This window comes from Paenibacillus sp. RC334 (genome assembly GCF_030034735.1).
In the GTDB taxonomy this organism is placed as follows: Bacteria; Bacillota; Bacilli; order Paenibacillales; family Paenibacillaceae; genus Paenibacillus; species Paenibacillus terrae_A.
On sequence record NZ_CP125370.1, the window covers coordinates 5,840,408 to 5,854,700 of the forward strand.

A 14,293-nucleotide genomic window follows, 5' to 3' on the forward strand; every position below is an offset into this window, starting at 1 on the left:
TCCCTCCTTCTCCCATTCTACTTCCAGTGCCCAATCGTATGTATTCTTCCTCCTCTGCGACATACGCTTTTTCCCCACACTATACCAAACCGTCATTCCGAAAAACAACAAAAAGACCCTCCTACACTGAATCTGCAAAAGGGGCTTCTACTCTAGTTTTCATTTTTGGGGTCATTGGGTGTGCAATCCCATCATCAATCCGAGGTTCCCCCTATGAAGCTTTTAAAGTCGTTCCTTACCTTAGCGCGAAGTCAGCTTAGCCAAATTTTGCAGTCGTACCGGGAAAGAGGTAGACAGAGCGAAACCATAGTCGAACAGCTTCCGTGTCTGCTCGAAGCGTTCCTCCTTGCTCGGTGCCCCCAGCACTACAGCAACCAGCCTTCTGCCATGCTGTTCGGCTGTACCGGTGAAGCAATATCCAGCATCGCTGGTGTATCCCGCTTTCAGTCCATCCGTTCCTGCGTAAGAGTAGGGTCCCGCCAAGGAAGGCAGCATCCAGTTCGTATTACTAATATAGATGCCCTTATCCTTCAATTCCATCTGCGTACGGCTGGACGTTCTCAAAATCTCCGGATGCGACGTAATAAGGTAGGAGGCCAGCTTCGCCGTATCGCTTGCCGTCATTTGCGTTTCTCCCCGAATATTCTCGGGATGGTTAGGACCCAACTCACTCTGCCCCGCTCCTGACGCATTGCTGAATTGGCTGTAGGACGTCAATCCAATCTTAGCCGCCTTATCGTTCATACGCTTCACAAAAGCCGGTTCACTGCCTGCTGAGCGCTCCGCCAGTGCCACAGCCGCGTCATTAGCCGAATACACAACCATGCTCTGGAACAGTTCGGACACCGTCAGCCTTTCACCATATCGGAGTGACAGATTTACACCACCTACTGTACTTGCGTAACGGCTGATTTTCACTTCATCATTCCAGCCCAACCGCCCGGCACGAATATCCTCCAGCACCAGCAGCTCGGTCATGAGCTTGGACATATTTGCGGAAGGCATAGGCGTATCGCCATTCACATCCATCAACAATTCTCCCGTCTGCATGTCCATCAGCACCGCAGCTCCTGCATCCACATCCGGCTTACCGACCAGCAGCCTTGGTCCAAGTGTAATAAAAATCAATATAATAAGTACCGGGACAACAATAGCCCAACGTAACCAGTATTTTTTCATCATCGTAATAACCCCCATACTTTATTAGACGATGAAAAATCCATTTTGTCTGCAACTTTTCGAAAAAAAGATACAATTTTTTTGTCTTTTACATTCCACAGCAAAAAACCCGCCAATTCCTGCTTGCAGGCTGACAGATTTTTATAAGTCAAATGATTCAAAAAGGCTTTCTACTATGTTTCTAGGCAAAATGACAGGCCACAAAATGCTGATCGCCCGCATCCCGATACGCTGGAATTTCCGTTTTACAACGGGCCTCCGCCATAGGACAACGTGTATGGAACTTGCAGCCTGACGGCGGATTCGCCGGGGAAGGAATGTCCCCTTTTAGCACAATCCGTTGTCTCTTGATCGTAGGATCGGGAATGGGAACCGCCGACAGCAGCGCCTTCGTATACGGATGAAGCGGATTGCGGAAGAGCTCCTCTTTGGAAGTTAACTCCACCATCGAGCCTAGATACATCACACCGATACGGCTGCATAGATGCTCGACCACACTCAGATCATGCGAGATGAACAGATAAGTCAACTGCCGTTCCTGCTGCAAATCACTTAACAAGTTAATGATCTGAGCCTGAATAGACACATCAAGTGCAGATACTGGCTCGTCAGCCACGATAAAATCAGGATTCAAAATCAAAGCCCGCGCAATCCCGATCCGCTGACGCTGACCGCCAGAGAACTCATGCGGATACCGATCATAGTGATAGGAGGATAGCCCGCAGATATCCAGCGTCTCGTTCACCTTTTTCCGCAGCTTGCTACGGTCAATCAATCCGTGATCCAGCAGTGCTTCCCCGATGGCTTCACCTACCTTAATTCTCGGATTCAATGAGCTAAAAGGGTCCTGAAAGACAATTTGCAGCTTCGGACGAAGCGCACGAATCTGCTCCTTGCTTAACGCATGCAAGTCCTCTCCCTTGTATCGCACTGATCCCTCTGTCTTATCCATCAGTCTGAGAATCGTACGCCCAATCGTGCTTTTGCCACAACCGGATTCTCCTACCAGACCGAAGGACTCTCCCTTATGGATGTTAAAAGACACATCATCGACCGCTTTCACATGTCCCACGGTACGCTGAAAAATCCCGCCTGTGATCGGGAAATATTTTTTCAGACCTTCCACTTGAATTAAAGGCTTGCTCATACCCGTTGCCCTCCTTCTTCCTCATATAGCCAGCAGGCAACCTTATGACCGTTCTTCTTTTCGTGCAGGGGAGGGGCCTGATCCTTACAGATTTGCATACAATGCGCACACCGATCATGAAAATGACAGTTTTCCTCCAGCTCAATCGGGTTGGGAACCTGACCAGGGATCGAATACAGCCGATCAATCTTCTGATTAATGACGGGCTTCGCCTTCAATAACCCTTGCGTATATGGATGCTGCGGATTCTTGAACAGCTCAATGACGGGGGCCTCTTCAATCACGTTCCCGGCATACATGACGACCACATAATCGGCCATTTCAGCCACTACACCTAGATCATGCGTAATCAGCATAATAGACGTTTTGAGTTTATCCTTCAAATCCCGCATCAGATCGAGAATTTGCGCCTGAATCGTAACGTCCAGTGCCGTTGTCGGTTCATCCGCAATGAGCAGCTTCGGATTACAACTCAGTGCGATAGCAATCATGATCCGCTGGCGCATACCACCACTCAGTTCATGCGGATACGAATGAAATATTTCCTTCGGACGCGAAATACCAACCAGATTGATCAGCTCAATCGCCCGGTTATGTGCTTCCTTTTTACTCATTAATGTATGCATCAGCAGCGGCTCGGTAATCTGTTCTCCAATGGTGAGCACTGGATTCAGCGAAGACATCGGCTCCTGAAAAATAATTGAAATGTCATTGCCGCGAATTTGTTGCATCTGACCTTTATTCAGCGTTAACAGGTTTTTGCCCTCAAACCAGATTTCACCGTCCGAGGTGTGTGGGGAATCAATCAGCCGCATCATCGTCATGGCTGTTACACTTTTGCCGCAGCCGGATTCGCCTACCACACAGAGCGTTTCACCCTCACGTATTTTAAAACTGACGTCATTGACCGCTTTGACAGTTCCGCTAGAGGTATGAAAGTGGGTTTTCAGGTTACGAAATTCAATCAAAGCATTTTCCATAAACGTTCGTCTCCTACTTCTTCATTTTAGGATCCAGTGCATCGCGCAAACCGTCGCCAATCAGGTTAATCGCTACAACCGTAATCAAAATACACATTCCTGGTGGAACCCATATCCAGGGCCGTTTGCGGAAGTCGATCAGATTGTTCGCAGCCGAAATCATATTTCCCCACGAAGGTGTGGGCGGCACAACGCCGATCCCCAGATAACTGAGCGCTGACTCCGTGATAATCGCCCCGGCCACCCCGAGCGTAGCTGTAACTATAATAGTAGGAATCGTATTCGGCAGCAGATGACGGAATATTTTGCGGCGGTCTCTCAAGCCGAGCGCTTCCGTCGCTTGCATGAACTCCTGTTCACGCAGCGTAAGAATCTGTCCCCTGACCAGACGGGACAAGCTCGTCCAGCTCAAGACCCCGATAATGAGCATCAGAAAATAAATCCGGTTCGCTGGATCAACCTTTAAATCGGACAGAACGGCACCTAAAATAATCAGCAGCGGCAATGTAGGCAATGCCATAAAAATATCGGCAATCCGCATAATGATCGTATCCACGCCTTTACGATAGAATCCTGCCAGTGCACCCAACGTCGCACCGATCACAACCGAAATAAACGTGGCCACCAACCCCACCGTCAAAGAAATACGGCCAGCCAGCATCGTACGCAGCAAAATATCTCTGCCAAACTTATCCGTACCGAGCCAGTATTGGGCATTCGGGGCTAAATTTTTGTCAGATAGCTTGTAATCATCCAGATGATAAGGTGAAATCATCGGCCCAAATATGCAAATGATCACCATAAGAATCAATATAATGAGTCCAGCTAAAGCCAAATGGTTCTGGTTAAAACGGCGAACGGCGATTCTCCATGGAGACGCTTCAGGACGGATCGCCGCCTTTTGATTGGTTTCAATCGTGACTGTTTCTGCGGGCAATAGTATCCCTCCTACTTCAAGCGAATTCTTGGATCTGCCATGCCATACAATACATCCGAGAGCAAATTACCAATGAGCGTAAGGACCGCCAGGAAAATAGTGAAGCCCAGCATAAACGGATAATCCCGCATACTGATCGACTCCAGATAAACCTGACCCACACCTGGCCACACAAACACCTTCTCCAAAATCATCGCCCCGCCAAATAAGGCGGGAAGCTCAAAGCCAAGCAGCGTGATAGCTGGAATCAGTGCGTTGCGCAGAGCATGCTTGAAAATAACCGTCCGTTCCTTCAAGCCCTTAGCGCGTGCGGTGCGAATATAATCCTGACGAATAACCTCCAGCATACCTGTACGGAAATACCGGGTTAGACTGCCTGTGCTCAGCATCGTAAGAACGAGCGTTGGCAGGAACATGTGCTTGAGAACATCCACGATATAAGCCCATGAGCCTGGCTCCATTCCTGCAGTTGTCATGCCGCCAACCGGAAGAATGCCCCATTCCAAAGCAAATATTTTGATCACCAAAAGACCGATAAAGAAGGACGGCAGCGACATACACAAAAATATGAATAGCGTGACAAACTTATCGAATAACGAGTATTGGAACTTGGCTGAAAATACCCCGGCAACAACTGCAATCAGCCAGCTAAAAATAAGACTGAAAAAAGCGATAATAAAAGAGTTCCATACATAATTGCCAATGACCTTCGTTACCGGCTGCTTATGCTGTAATGAATCCCCCATATTACCCTTCAGCATATTACCCGCCCATATAAAATAGCGTTGGTACTCCGGCTTATCCAACCCGTAGATATGTCGTAGCTGCTGTGCCTTTTCGGCGGTCATATTCGGGTTCTGCTTGGCTGTAATATAATCACCCGGCACCATGGCTGAAATCGCAAATACGATAATGGATATGCCAATGAGTGTGGGGATGAGTTGCAGCAGTCTTCGAATAATATACTGCTTCATAATCATTCCTCCAGACAAATAAAGAATTGATATGCCCAGCCCGTGAGAGCTGAGCATACGATTGGCAACCCTTATTGAGCGAGCTGAGCGTTATACAGACTGAATTCAAAATCTTTGTATGGTGTAATTTCTAAGCCAGATACACGCCCATTAACTGGCCACATATCTCTGCGCTGATACATAAAAATGGCAGGCAAATCTTTGTTCAGCTCTTGATACAGCTCCTTGTAAATCACTTTACGTTTCTCTTGATCCAATTCCTTTTTACCCGCAATCGTCAGCTCATCGACCTTTTTATTGGAGTAGCCAACATCATTTTGTGAGCCGTTGGTCAGGTAGACCGTTGTATCTGGATCAGGTGTCAATCCCCAGGCGGCAAAGAACATATCGAACTTGCCCGTATCTTTTTTATCCATAATCGCGTTAAAATCCAGTGTTTCAGAATTCAGCTTAATGCCTAGTTCCTTGTAGTTGTTGGACATAATCGGCAGCAAGGCCTCTACTACTGGATTATCCGCAGTCGCTGAGAAGTTAATGGTAAACTTTTCACCATCCTTCTCACGGATACCGTCCGCTCCAACCTTCCAGCCAGCCTCATCCAGCAGAGCCTTTGCTTTAGCGGTATCAAACTCATATTTGTTAATGCCTTCATTCGTATAAGACCAGGCTTCTGTAGACTGTGGAATGTTAATGACGTTCGCATACGGACCGTACACCCCTTCCACAATCTCCTTCCGGTTCAAACCAATGGTCAGAGCTTGGCGCACCTTAGGGTCCTGAAATTTCTTTTCTTTGTGATTAAATGCAATATATCCGTAGCCGTTGGTCGGCATAATATTCACGTCCAGGAAGCCCAGAGATTTCAATTCCTCTACGTTATCTTCTGTAACCGTAACATTGTCTATATCGGTCTCACCCGTTTGCAGCATAGACAAGTTGGTTTCGTCTGTCGTGGTTTTGAAAATAACCGATTTTACCTTCGGTGCGCCCTTGAAGTAGTTTGGATTGGCTTCAAGTACGACTTGTTGACCCGGGGAGAAGCTTTTCAACACATACTGCCCGGAGCCGATTGGCTTATTATTAAGCGCCTTGATGCTGTCCAGGTTGCCCTTTTTGAAACCTTTTCCGTAATAAGCTTCTGGCATGAAGTATTGCTCACCCAGAAAATCCTTTGTATAAGCTGTTGCTTCTGTAACGGTTACCTCTACCGTATTATCATCAATAACTTTAATACCGGAGATATCATTCGCCTTGCCATCATGATATTCCTTGCCGCCTTTAATTTTGAAGGACAGAATATCGGTTTCTCCATCGTAATTCGGATCATGCAGTACCTTCAGGACAAAAGCATAATCCTTCACCGTTACTGGTGTCCCGTCACTATACTTCACACCTGGCTTCAGGTGGAACGTGTAATTCAAGCCATCCTGAGATACATCAATCTTGTCAGCCAAGCTATTTTCGTATGTACCATCCGCTTTCACCTGTAAAAAGGAATCAAATAACGTTCTGACTACATATAGATCGTAAGTTGTTTGCCAGAACAACGGGTTAAATACCCCTTTAGGTGATACCATACCTACCACAATGTTATCCTTCCGGTTCGTAGCACCAGGCGGATTTTGCGTCAGATCACTTGCTTTAATAACACCCTCCGTGACTTGTGGGCTGCTTTCTTTACCCTCTGTTTTATTATCCGTATTGCCCGGCTGTGCTTCATTAGCACCTCCGCTACATCCTGCAAACAGAACACCAACGATCGTAAGCACCATAAGCAAAGAAACCCATTTCTTCGTTTGCACCATTCTATTCATCCCCCTTAGTCGGTTCTTTTATTTAACAGCCTGTCTCTTTCCTGCGTTGGTTCGTTAAAGCTTGAGGTTTGAAAATGATATCTGTGCATCCTCCTTACCGTTACCAATGATAGCGTAAACACGTGTTTTAGACCTTTGGTCAATTTAGGGTTCTGATAACCATTATATTTTTATTAAGGCTTATCTTAAGTGTAAATTAATATCACGTCAATATCTTTTTTTGTGTAATGTAAAAATGCAAACTATCTATTTTTGTAAAGTTTATGAATTTTATTTCAAAAAATTACCGATAATATTAGTTACCATGTAATATAAAATAACATTTCAGAAATCTAAATGTATACTCTGGCGAGTTGGGGGAACATGCGATCACAAATGCGACTAGAAAAGCCGAGCTAAGCATAATGGTTAAACATGGATTGTATTATTAGTAAGTTACAATACATGGGACTTGTTGTCAATAAGAAAAATCATAAAAGAGGCGCTCCCGAAATCGGGAGCGCCTCTTTTTCTCTTCCATGAAACTACTATTCAGTAGTGTAAGGAAGCAATGCGATTTGACGGGAACGTTTAACCGCGATTGTCAACATACGTTGATATTTCGCGCTTGTTCCAGTCACACGACGAGGAAGAATTTTTCCACGTTCGCTGATGAATTTTTTAAGCAGGTCTGTATCTTTATAGTCAATGTGAGTAATTTTGTTCACAGTGAAGAAACATACTTTACGACGTTTGTTGCGACCACCACGACGAGCTGGTCTTTTGTTATCGTCTCCGCCTTCTCTTTGTCTGAAGCCCATTCTTTGTCAGTCCTTTCCCAATTAAAATGGTAGATCATCATCCGAAATATCGATCGGTTTTCCGTCATCGGAAAAAGGATCCTGATTGTTTCGCGAGTTATTATTCCCGCGTCCACTATTGCTGTTACCGCCTCCGAAAGGAGACTCCTCACGCGCAGCTCCACCGCTATTGCCGCCACCGTTACCGCTATCGCGGTTAGATTCCAGGAAACGCACATTATCAGCTACAATTTCAGTCACGTATACACGCTTTCCTTCATTGTTCTCATAATTACGCACCTGAACACGGCCTTCAACAGCCGTTAAACGACCTTTGCGAAGATAGTTAGCGCATGTTTCAGCAAGCTGACGCCAGGTTACGATCGGCAAGAAATCCGCTTCCCGTTCGCCGCCTTGACTCGTAAACGGACGGTCTACAGCCAGGGTGAACTGGGTTACTGCTACACCAGACGGTGTATAGCGCAGCTCCGGATCTTTGGTCAAACGACCGATCAGAATGACACGGTTCAACAATCCAATCCCCTCCTTTGAGCGTTGTTCATTACATAATCACGTACAATAATTAAGCTACGTCGTTCGTAATGAGATAACGAATTACTTCGTCAGAAATTTTCATGATACGCTCAAGCTCAGCAACTACAGCAGGTTCTGCTGTGAAGTTTACCAGAACGAAAGAACCATCACGGAATTTCTTAATCTCATACGCAAGACGGCGTTTAGTTACATCGTGACTCGTAATTTCGCCACCGCCGTTGGAGATGATACCTTGGAATTTATCGACTGCCGCTTGAACAGCTTCTTGTTCAATGTCAGGACGAATAATGTACATCACTTCATATTTGCGCATTCTTTACACCTCCTTATGGACATAAGGCCCTCAATCTCGGTTGAGAGCAAGGAACGAGCCTAAACTCGCACTAAAACAGTTTACCAAATCGAGCAGCTGATTGCAACCTGCAATTGAGTTCATGTGTTGTACATCAGCTAAATCAGCTTCATACATTCCATTCTTCACGATTTTATATGTACAGTAAGATTTATCTATATATAGGAAAGAACTCGGTTTTTTTCTGACATTCAGTGTGCTTGTTCCCGGATGTTTCTGCTCATATCGGCGCACAATAACCGTTGCAGTTCAATCCAAGTAGTAAAGGAGGAACAACCTTATGGGTGAAAAAACCGAATTTGAGCCAGGTGACAAAGCACCAAATGACGGCGTGTATATGGAAGTGGGCGAGAAAAGCTTTCATACCGAAATTCAAAACCCGCAGCAAGTGACACTGGAAAGAGGCGAATCTTTTCCGGAGACGACCAACCATAATCGCAAATGGAAGAAAAAAACGAAAGCCCGCGTTCATTAATGTATATTTTCTCGACATTCGGGCCATATTATAATCAGGCGATACAACAGAGAGGTGTGGTTCCGTTGGATGACGTAGCCGAACAAACTGTTAGGAGATCCATTCCGGGCATTAGAAGCGTTAGGTTTGTGTAAAAGGACTCTGTCTTTTCAACACTGGTATTGCTTGTCAGTACACCGAGTTTCGTGATGTGATTGGACAGATCGTATCCTGTTAAAAATGTATCGCCTACGATGGAGGACCTTTGAGGTCCTCCTTTGTTGCATTATCGGACTTTTTGCATATACTGGTAAAATGCAGATTAATCCGGCTCCTTCTGCTAGAATATATCCAAGTACAAAGACCTACTTTTACGGAGGTTTTAAGATGAGTTATTCTCGAATATTAAAGTGGATATCAGGTATATTCGAATTGGTGCTTGCCGTACCGATTGTAGGAGGAGCTATTGTCATGGGGACCGGTTACTCGGCTCTGGGATTCATGCTTATCCTGCATGCAGTAACACTCATCCTGTCGTTACGCAATCAGGAAGCGATCTACGGCTCTGTATGGGGGATATTGACCTCTTTGCTGGCCTGGATCCCCGTAGTGGGCTGGATACTACATTTGATCGCAGCCATCCTACTGATGATCTCCGGCTCGAAAAAAACAAAACGCTATAACTACCCGCCAAACCAGCTATAACAACAAAATATGCTCCTGACGGTACTTATTTTCCTGCTGTCAGGGGTATTTTTTTGCTGTAATGACACCTCAGAAGAACATCCTAACCCTTGTCTTTTACAAGATTCAGTTGTATGTCTCCCCTTCCTTGTAGACACAGTAATTCATCGAACAGAAAAGTAAGCCCGCTCTTGTCCCTCCAGCTTCTGATGATGTCAGTTACTACCTCCATCAAATCACGCCGAATCCCCACTGCCAGTTGTAGTCCTGCACTATCTCCATCGATGAACAATTGTGTATGCTCCGGCTGACCTAACTTGCGAACCTGACGCAGGCATAGCACACCATTGTCCAGATAGAAGAAGTAGCATCCTTTATAAAGTACTCCCTCGAATATCTCATACATATGCGGCAAATCATACGGCCCGTATACCATCGAAGCCCATTCCAATCCCAACGATTTACTCATACATCCGTCCTCCTTTTCTTCCTCTAAACGCCTTAGCTCCTAAAATAATAGGGACTATTTTTTTAATTCGTACGCTTATACGTACAACATTTATCTTTATTATATTGTACGCTTATGAGTACAGTCAACGGGTTTTAAAATAAAATAGGAGTGTGTGGAATGAAGGTAAAGATAATGCTCGGCGAGTTAATCAAAGCAAGAGGGATTTCCCTAAACGAATTGTCTCACAAGACTGGTGTCCGTAGAGCAGCTCTATCTGAACTGGCGAATGAAAAGAGAGAAAATATAAACTTCAAACATATCGAGGAAATCGCAGATGCATTAGGCATTACAGACATTCGTGAAATAATCACACTCATAGATGAGGAATGATATAAAAGCCCCGTCAAATTGACGAGGCCTATCCTTTGAAAATTAGTTAAAATCTTCTCCATCCCTTTTAAGACCGCTTGGGCGTGTCGGTTGGGTGTTCCGACCTCAGCAACTAATTTTATTATATATAGAAAAACATTTAAAAAGTTAACGTCGCCCCCAGCTAAAAATTCAAACCTTGAGTGTCCAATTATAATGTGAACTACTCCAACTCCTATATCATCATCGTCTAACCTATGGGATACGTGATTTTAACGTTAAATTAGGTCCTGATCTGCGGTTGAAATTACGGTAAAAGAACACTTAATAAATAGGTATACGCTTTGAATGAAACCCCTCCACCGAGTTATATCCATACAATCTGAGCAACTCAGTTATAAAAGCATCGACAACTTCAGGAGCCCCACTCGCCACTCTTTTCACACTCCCATCCTCGTATACAATGGCAGCATAGGAAGTGTTGTAATGGATGATTTTATTTCTCAGCTCAGTTAATTCTATATATGATTTTTTATTCTTCTTGGTATATTTTTGATTTAGTAGTCGTTCGACCGTTGTAATTTTACTTCTAATTGTCCTGAAGCTCTTTGGCGGGGGTGCATTAAAGTCATTAAGACTCTTCAGCAAATCAATGTCATAGTGCTCCAAAGAATCTTCATTCTGTCTAAGATGATTATGTACTATTTTTGATACCGCTGCTTCAGCCGAGGCACAAAAGTTTATAATTGCAGACCTATAAAATCTATATTGCGCAAACTCATATTCCGCAGCTTCACCTTCTTGAAGATAATAAAGAGCATCATTAAACATTTCGGCCATAAACGATCTAGTACTGAAAAACGCGGCTTGTTCGAGGGCCACTTCGTCAACTCCTTCGCTTTTTAATCTCTCATTACGTATACAATCCGCCCAACAACCCAGAATCCCCCCTTCATCTCAAATTTACCTAAATAATACCATTGTACTAGTCCATTGTCACTAAAAGAAAACGCAGAAAAACGGACCCATCTACGTTCCTCACACGAAGGGGTAAGCGATTATTTTGAATTCCTATCATTCTGTCTCAAACGATGAAGACACGTTGTTAGGCAAACATATAAGTAAATATAATAATAATCCTGTTGTATCATTAAGCAATTAGCTGTAAAATATAATTGACAAAAGAAAGAAGCCGTAGTGACAAGACGCACGGCCTTTCTAAATTAATTTTTGTGGAAATAACCTGGTCCGGTAAGATGCAGGTTATTTCCTTTTTATCTATTCTCTTTTTCTATCCTGCTTTTGGTTCAATCTAACGATAGAAATAATTATAGCAATGAGACTTAAGATAAGCATTCCAAATTGGACAAGCAAAGACAACGATTCAAATTTACTCATTACGCCTCACCAATACCGTGCGTCTTGCTATGGAATGTTATACAACAAACTACGCTCTAATCCTACTTTTTGCAAACATAAATTCCTTTCATTTCCGCAGTCTCGATAACGGAGAATGCTTCCGGTGCTCATCCGCTAGACTTCCCTCGCTAATCTGTACATACTTCCGCATTGTTGCAATATCTGCGTGCCCCATTAACTTCTGTAGATGAAATATCGACATTCCATTCTCAGCCGCCATAGTAGCGAAATTATGCCTCAACACATGCGGCGACATTGACCGTCCTAGCTTCGCCTTCTCCGCGTATTTATCGAACGATTTCTGTATCGTCTTTTCACTTAATTACTGTCCGTAATTGGTTGTGAATAAGTATGGCGTGTCAAAATGCTCTGCTGTCTCTGTGGACAACTGTTTTAGTAGCCGAATTGTAGTTGTGGACAACGGTAAAATACGCGACTTACGGTTCTTATTCTTCACCGCTGGTAGCAAATTTGCTTTTTCACGTAATTAATCTCAGTGTTCTCTAACACGCACGCACATTTCACCTCAACAACAATGTCCAACGCTTCCTCAAGCGTGTTTGATGATAGCCCCACGTCTGCAACGGTTTACGCGCGCTAATTGTCTTGCGGCCCATACGTTTATCCATACTAAAAAACCTCCTACGCGTGTTTAGCGTAAGAGGTTAACGGAATCATTTATTTAGGTATATCGGAATCATCTAGCTCAATTTTCGTGTAAAATCGTATAGCTTTCGACCCATATATCGTACTGAAAACGTTGATACAGTGCGATTTATTATAGTGGCGGAAAGAGTGGGAGTCGAACCCACGCACGCCTTGCGACGCCTAACTGATTTCGAGTCAGCCCCCTTAGACCTCTTGGGTACCTTTCCGCAGCAAGGTTTATTATATCATCATTGTGCCCATGATGCAAGTTCATTGCTGTCCAAAATCACTCAGCTCCCCCGGCTCAGTTCGTTTCCGAATTTTGCCCGTCAGCGTTGGATTTTGAACGCAGCACCTTCTTCATATTCTTTTCGAACTTGGCACGCGGAATCAGCACACTGTGCTGGCAACCGACACATTTGATCCGAATATCCATACCCATACGGATAATTTCCATTTCATTCGTTCCGCAGGGATGGGGCTTCTTCATCTGCACAATGTCCCCCAGTTCAAACGACTTACGCTCCACCCTTCTCTCCCCCTTTTCTTTCTTGCTCGTCTTCCTTCTCGAGGGTTACCGCCGTCTCCAGCGCGCTCTGACGATGTTCCTCATCCTCTAGTGCCTTCTTGATGTTATTCTGAATATCACGTTCTACCGCAGCCCCTGTATTCGGCATACACTCCGCCACAACACGCACAATATACTCTGATGTCGTCATGGACTGAACCCCCAGAACATCCGGTATATTCAGCATCTGCACGTTGGACTCTTCAATGCCATGGATCGCTTGCTTTACCAAACCAACAGCTTCCTCCAGAGTACGCTCGGCCTTCATCGGTACATCCACCACCGCCAACGAATTGGACATGGAAAAGTTCGTAACCGCCGTAATCGAGCCGTTAGGTAAAATATAAACTTCCCCTTTCCAGCTCACCAGCCTGGTTGTACGCAGCCCAATCACTTCTACTGTACCTTTGAAGGTTCCTGTCTGAATGACGTCTCCTACAGCAAACTGATCCTCGAAAATAATAAAGAACCCGGTAATCACATCCTTAACCAAGCTCTGCGCCCCAAAACCAACGGCCAACCCAAGCACTCCGGCTCCGGCAATCAGAGGCCCGAGATTAATGCCCATTTGAGACAATACCAGCATAATCAGAATAAAATTGAATACGATATTTGTTACATTTTTCAGCAGTTCTCGGACGGTTGTTAGCCGCCTGGTATTCAATTGAAACCTGCTGTTCTCTCCCTTTTGCTGCATCGACTTATCTATAATTTTATTAATAACGCGAATAAAGATACGTGTGATGATGAAAATAATGGCAATCTTCAAAACCACAAACAACAAAGTCGACCACATCGCACTATCTGAAAGCCATTCCCATATAACATCCTTCCAGTGCATCGCATCCTTCACAACAGCAGTCGTCCCTGTATTGTTCTCCAACCAACGCATTAAGGTCATTCTGTTGCTCCTCCTTACACAAGGGACACTCTTCTGGTTTCCCAAATTCTATTGTCTACTACATAAGCCCATCTACTGGTTT

At 44.6% G+C, this 14,293-nt stretch carries 18 protein-coding genes and 1 tRNA gene; 3 read left to right on the forward strand and 16 right to left on the reverse strand.

The features are described 5' to 3' along the window. Nucleotides 1-240 precede the first annotated feature (240 nt). From QMK20_RS26735 to rpsF, 9 genes are all read right to left on the reverse strand, one after another. Complete coding sequence (locus QMK20_RS26735; protein ID WP_283654009.1) at nucleotides 241-1,182, reverse strand: D-alanyl-D-alanine carboxypeptidase family protein; 942 nt, start codon at nucleotides 1,180-1,182, stop codon at nucleotides 241-243. Nucleotides 1,183-1,360: 178 nt separating this feature from the next. Continuing rightward, entirely contained in the window at nucleotides 1,361-2,326 is a 966-nt protein-coding gene (locus tag QMK20_RS26740; protein ID WP_283654010.1) for an ABC transporter ATP-binding protein, read from the reverse strand. Then, nucleotides 2,323-3,306: an ABC transporter ATP-binding protein gene (locus QMK20_RS26745; protein ID WP_283654011.1), complete on the reverse strand. Its 984-nt coding sequence runs from the start codon at nucleotides 3,304-3,306 to the stop codon at nucleotides 2,323-2,325. The genes QMK20_RS26740 and QMK20_RS26745 overlap by 4 nt, the downstream gene beginning before the upstream one ends. A 13-nt stretch (nucleotides 3,307-3,319) precedes the next feature. Next, complete coding sequence (gene opp4C / locus QMK20_RS26750) at nucleotides 3,320-4,243, reverse strand: oligopeptide ABC transporter permease (protein ID WP_283654012.1); 924 nt, start codon at nucleotides 4,241-4,243, stop codon at nucleotides 3,320-3,322. 11 nt (nucleotides 4,244-4,254) lie between these two features. Then, nucleotides 4,255-5,217 carry an ABC transporter permease gene (locus tag QMK20_RS26755; RefSeq protein ID WP_149096159.1) on the reverse strand — a complete coding sequence of 321 codons (963 nt, stop codon included), beginning with the start codon at nucleotides 5,215-5,217 and terminating at the stop codon, nucleotides 4,255-4,257. Between the two features lie 71 nt (nucleotides 5,218-5,288). Continuing rightward, on the reverse strand, nucleotides 5,289-7,022 hold the full coding sequence (locus tag QMK20_RS26760; RefSeq protein ID WP_283654013.1) for an ABC transporter substrate-binding protein: 1,734 nt from the start codon (nucleotides 7,020-7,022) through the stop codon (nucleotides 5,289-5,291). Nucleotides 7,023-7,558: 536 nt separating this feature from the next. Then, complete coding sequence (gene rpsR, locus QMK20_RS26765; protein ID WP_013312800.1) at nucleotides 7,559-7,831, reverse strand: 30S ribosomal protein S18; 273 nt, start codon at nucleotides 7,829-7,831, stop codon at nucleotides 7,559-7,561. Nucleotides 7,832-7,852: 21 nt separating this feature from the next. Then, a complete protein-coding gene (gene ssb, locus QMK20_RS26770) occupies nucleotides 7,853-8,344 on the reverse strand; it encodes a single-stranded DNA-binding protein (RefSeq protein WP_283654014.1) in 492 nt (163 codons plus the stop codon). Nucleotides 8,345-8,393: 49 nt separating this feature from the next. Continuing rightward, nucleotides 8,394-8,678 carry a 30S ribosomal protein S6 gene (gene rpsF / locus QMK20_RS26775; RefSeq protein WP_014278989.1) on the reverse strand — a complete coding sequence of 95 codons (285 nt, stop codon included), beginning with the start codon at nucleotides 8,676-8,678 and terminating at the stop codon, nucleotides 8,394-8,396. Between the two features lie 319 nt (nucleotides 8,679-8,997). Between rpsF and QMK20_RS26780 the strand changes: the two genes are divergently transcribed. Together QMK20_RS26780 and QMK20_RS26785 are read left to right on the forward strand one after the other, a co-directional pair. Further along, the gene (locus tag QMK20_RS26780; RefSeq protein ID WP_283654015.1) at nucleotides 8,998-9,192 is read left to right on the forward strand and encodes a YjzC family protein; all 195 of its coding nucleotides are present in this window, start codon (nucleotides 8,998-9,000) and stop codon (nucleotides 9,190-9,192) included. Nucleotides 9,193-9,558: 366 nt separating this feature from the next. Beyond that, nucleotides 9,559-9,876 (forward strand): hypothetical protein, encoded by a 318-nt coding sequence (locus QMK20_RS26785; RefSeq protein ID WP_283654016.1) that lies wholly within the window; start codon nucleotides 9,559-9,561, stop codon nucleotides 9,874-9,876. An 82-nt stretch (nucleotides 9,877-9,958) separates the two neighbouring features. Here the strand turns inward: QMK20_RS26785 and QMK20_RS26790 are convergent, their stop codons facing one another. Beyond that, nucleotides 9,959-10,324, reverse strand: a complete 366-nt coding sequence (locus QMK20_RS26790) for a hypothetical protein (protein WP_283654017.1) — start codon at nucleotides 10,322-10,324, stop codon at nucleotides 9,959-9,961. Between the two features lie 159 nt (nucleotides 10,325-10,483). On the opposite strand from QMK20_RS26790, the gene QMK20_RS26795 reads away from it, so the two are divergent. Further along, nucleotides 10,484-10,696, forward strand: a complete 213-nt coding sequence (locus tag QMK20_RS26795; RefSeq protein ID WP_192513185.1) for a helix-turn-helix domain-containing protein — start codon at nucleotides 10,484-10,486, stop codon at nucleotides 10,694-10,696. Between the two features lie 303 nt (nucleotides 10,697-10,999). Here QMK20_RS26795 and QMK20_RS26800 read toward each other — a convergent pair whose 3' ends face one another. The 6 genes from QMK20_RS26800 to QMK20_RS26820 form a co-directional block, all read right to left on the reverse strand. Then, nucleotides 11,000-11,557, reverse strand: a complete 558-nt coding sequence (locus QMK20_RS26800) for a hypothetical protein (protein ID WP_283654018.1) — start codon at nucleotides 11,555-11,557, stop codon at nucleotides 11,000-11,002. A gap of 396 nt (nucleotides 11,558-11,953) precedes the next feature. After that, nucleotides 11,954-12,073 (reverse strand): putative holin-like toxin, encoded by a 120-nt coding sequence (locus QMK20_RS27840; RefSeq protein ID WP_404521407.1) that lies wholly within the window; start codon nucleotides 12,071-12,073, stop codon nucleotides 11,954-11,956. 88 nt (nucleotides 12,074-12,161) lie between these two features. Beyond that, entirely contained in the window at nucleotides 12,162-12,401 is a 240-nt protein-coding gene (locus tag QMK20_RS26805; RefSeq protein ID WP_349361981.1) for a tyrosine-type recombinase/integrase, read from the reverse strand. A 477-nt stretch (nucleotides 12,402-12,878) separates the two neighbouring features. Then, a tRNA-Ser gene (locus QMK20_RS26810) sits at nucleotides 12,879-12,969 on the reverse strand. Between the two features lie 77 nt (nucleotides 12,970-13,046). Beyond that, nucleotides 13,047-13,271: a DUF951 domain-containing protein gene (locus QMK20_RS26815; protein ID WP_283654020.1), complete on the reverse strand. Its 225-nt coding sequence runs from the start codon at nucleotides 13,269-13,271 to the stop codon at nucleotides 13,047-13,049. Beyond that, nucleotides 13,261-14,211, reverse strand: a complete 951-nt coding sequence (locus QMK20_RS26820; RefSeq protein ID WP_283654021.1) for a mechanosensitive ion channel family protein — start codon at nucleotides 14,209-14,211, stop codon at nucleotides 13,261-13,263. The genes QMK20_RS26815 and QMK20_RS26820 overlap by 11 nt, the downstream gene beginning before the upstream one ends. Nucleotides 14,212-14,293: the final 82 nt, after the last annotated feature.

Excerpts from the sequence above, each read along its gene's own strand:
- QMK20_RS26735 (WP_283654009.1), bottom strand. The coding sequence starts at position 1,182 with ATGATGAAAAAATACTGGTTACGTTGGGCTATTGTTGTCCCGGTACTT.
- QMK20_RS26740 (WP_283654010.1), bottom strand. The coding sequence starts at position 2,326 with ATGAGCAAGCCTTTAATTCAAGTGGAAGGTCTGAAAAAATATTTCCCG.
- QMK20_RS26745 (WP_283654011.1), bottom strand. The coding sequence starts at position 3,306 with ATGGAAAATGCTTTGATTGAATTTCGTAACCTGAAAACCCACTTTCAT.
- QMK20_RS26755 (WP_149096159.1), bottom strand. The coding sequence starts at position 5,217 with ATGAAGCAGTATATTATTCGAAGACTGCTGCAACTCATCCCCACACTC.
- QMK20_RS26760 (WP_283654013.1), bottom strand. The coding sequence starts at position 7,022 with ATGGTGCAAACGAAGAAATGGGTTTCTTTGCTTATGGTGCTTACGATC.
- rpsR (WP_013312800.1), bottom strand. The coding sequence starts at position 7,831 with ATGGGCTTCAGACAAAGAGAAGGCGGAGACGATAACAAAAGACCAGCT.
- rpsF (WP_014278989.1), bottom strand. The coding sequence starts at position 8,678 with ATGCGCAAATATGAAGTGATGTACATTATTCGTCCTGACATTGAACAA.
- QMK20_RS26780 (WP_283654015.1), top strand. The coding sequence starts at position 8,998 with ATGGGTGAAAAAACCGAATTTGAGCCAGGTGACAAAGCACCAAATGAC.
- QMK20_RS26785 (WP_283654016.1), top strand. The coding sequence starts at position 9,559 with ATGAGTTATTCTCGAATATTAAAGTGGATATCAGGTATATTCGAATTG.
- QMK20_RS26790 (WP_283654017.1), bottom strand. The coding sequence starts at position 10,324 with ATGAGTAAATCGTTGGGATTGGAATGGGCTTCGATGGTATACGGGCCG.
- QMK20_RS26795 (WP_192513185.1), top strand. The coding sequence starts at position 10,484 with ATGAAGGTAAAGATAATGCTCGGCGAGTTAATCAAAGCAAGAGGGATT.
- QMK20_RS27840 (WP_404521407.1), bottom strand. The coding sequence starts at position 12,073 with ATGAGTAAATTTGAATCGTTGTCTTTGCTTGTCCAATTTGGAATGCTT.
- QMK20_RS26820 (WP_283654021.1), bottom strand. The coding sequence starts at position 14,211 with ATGACCTTAATGCGTTGGTTGGAGAACAATACAGGGACGACTGCTGTT.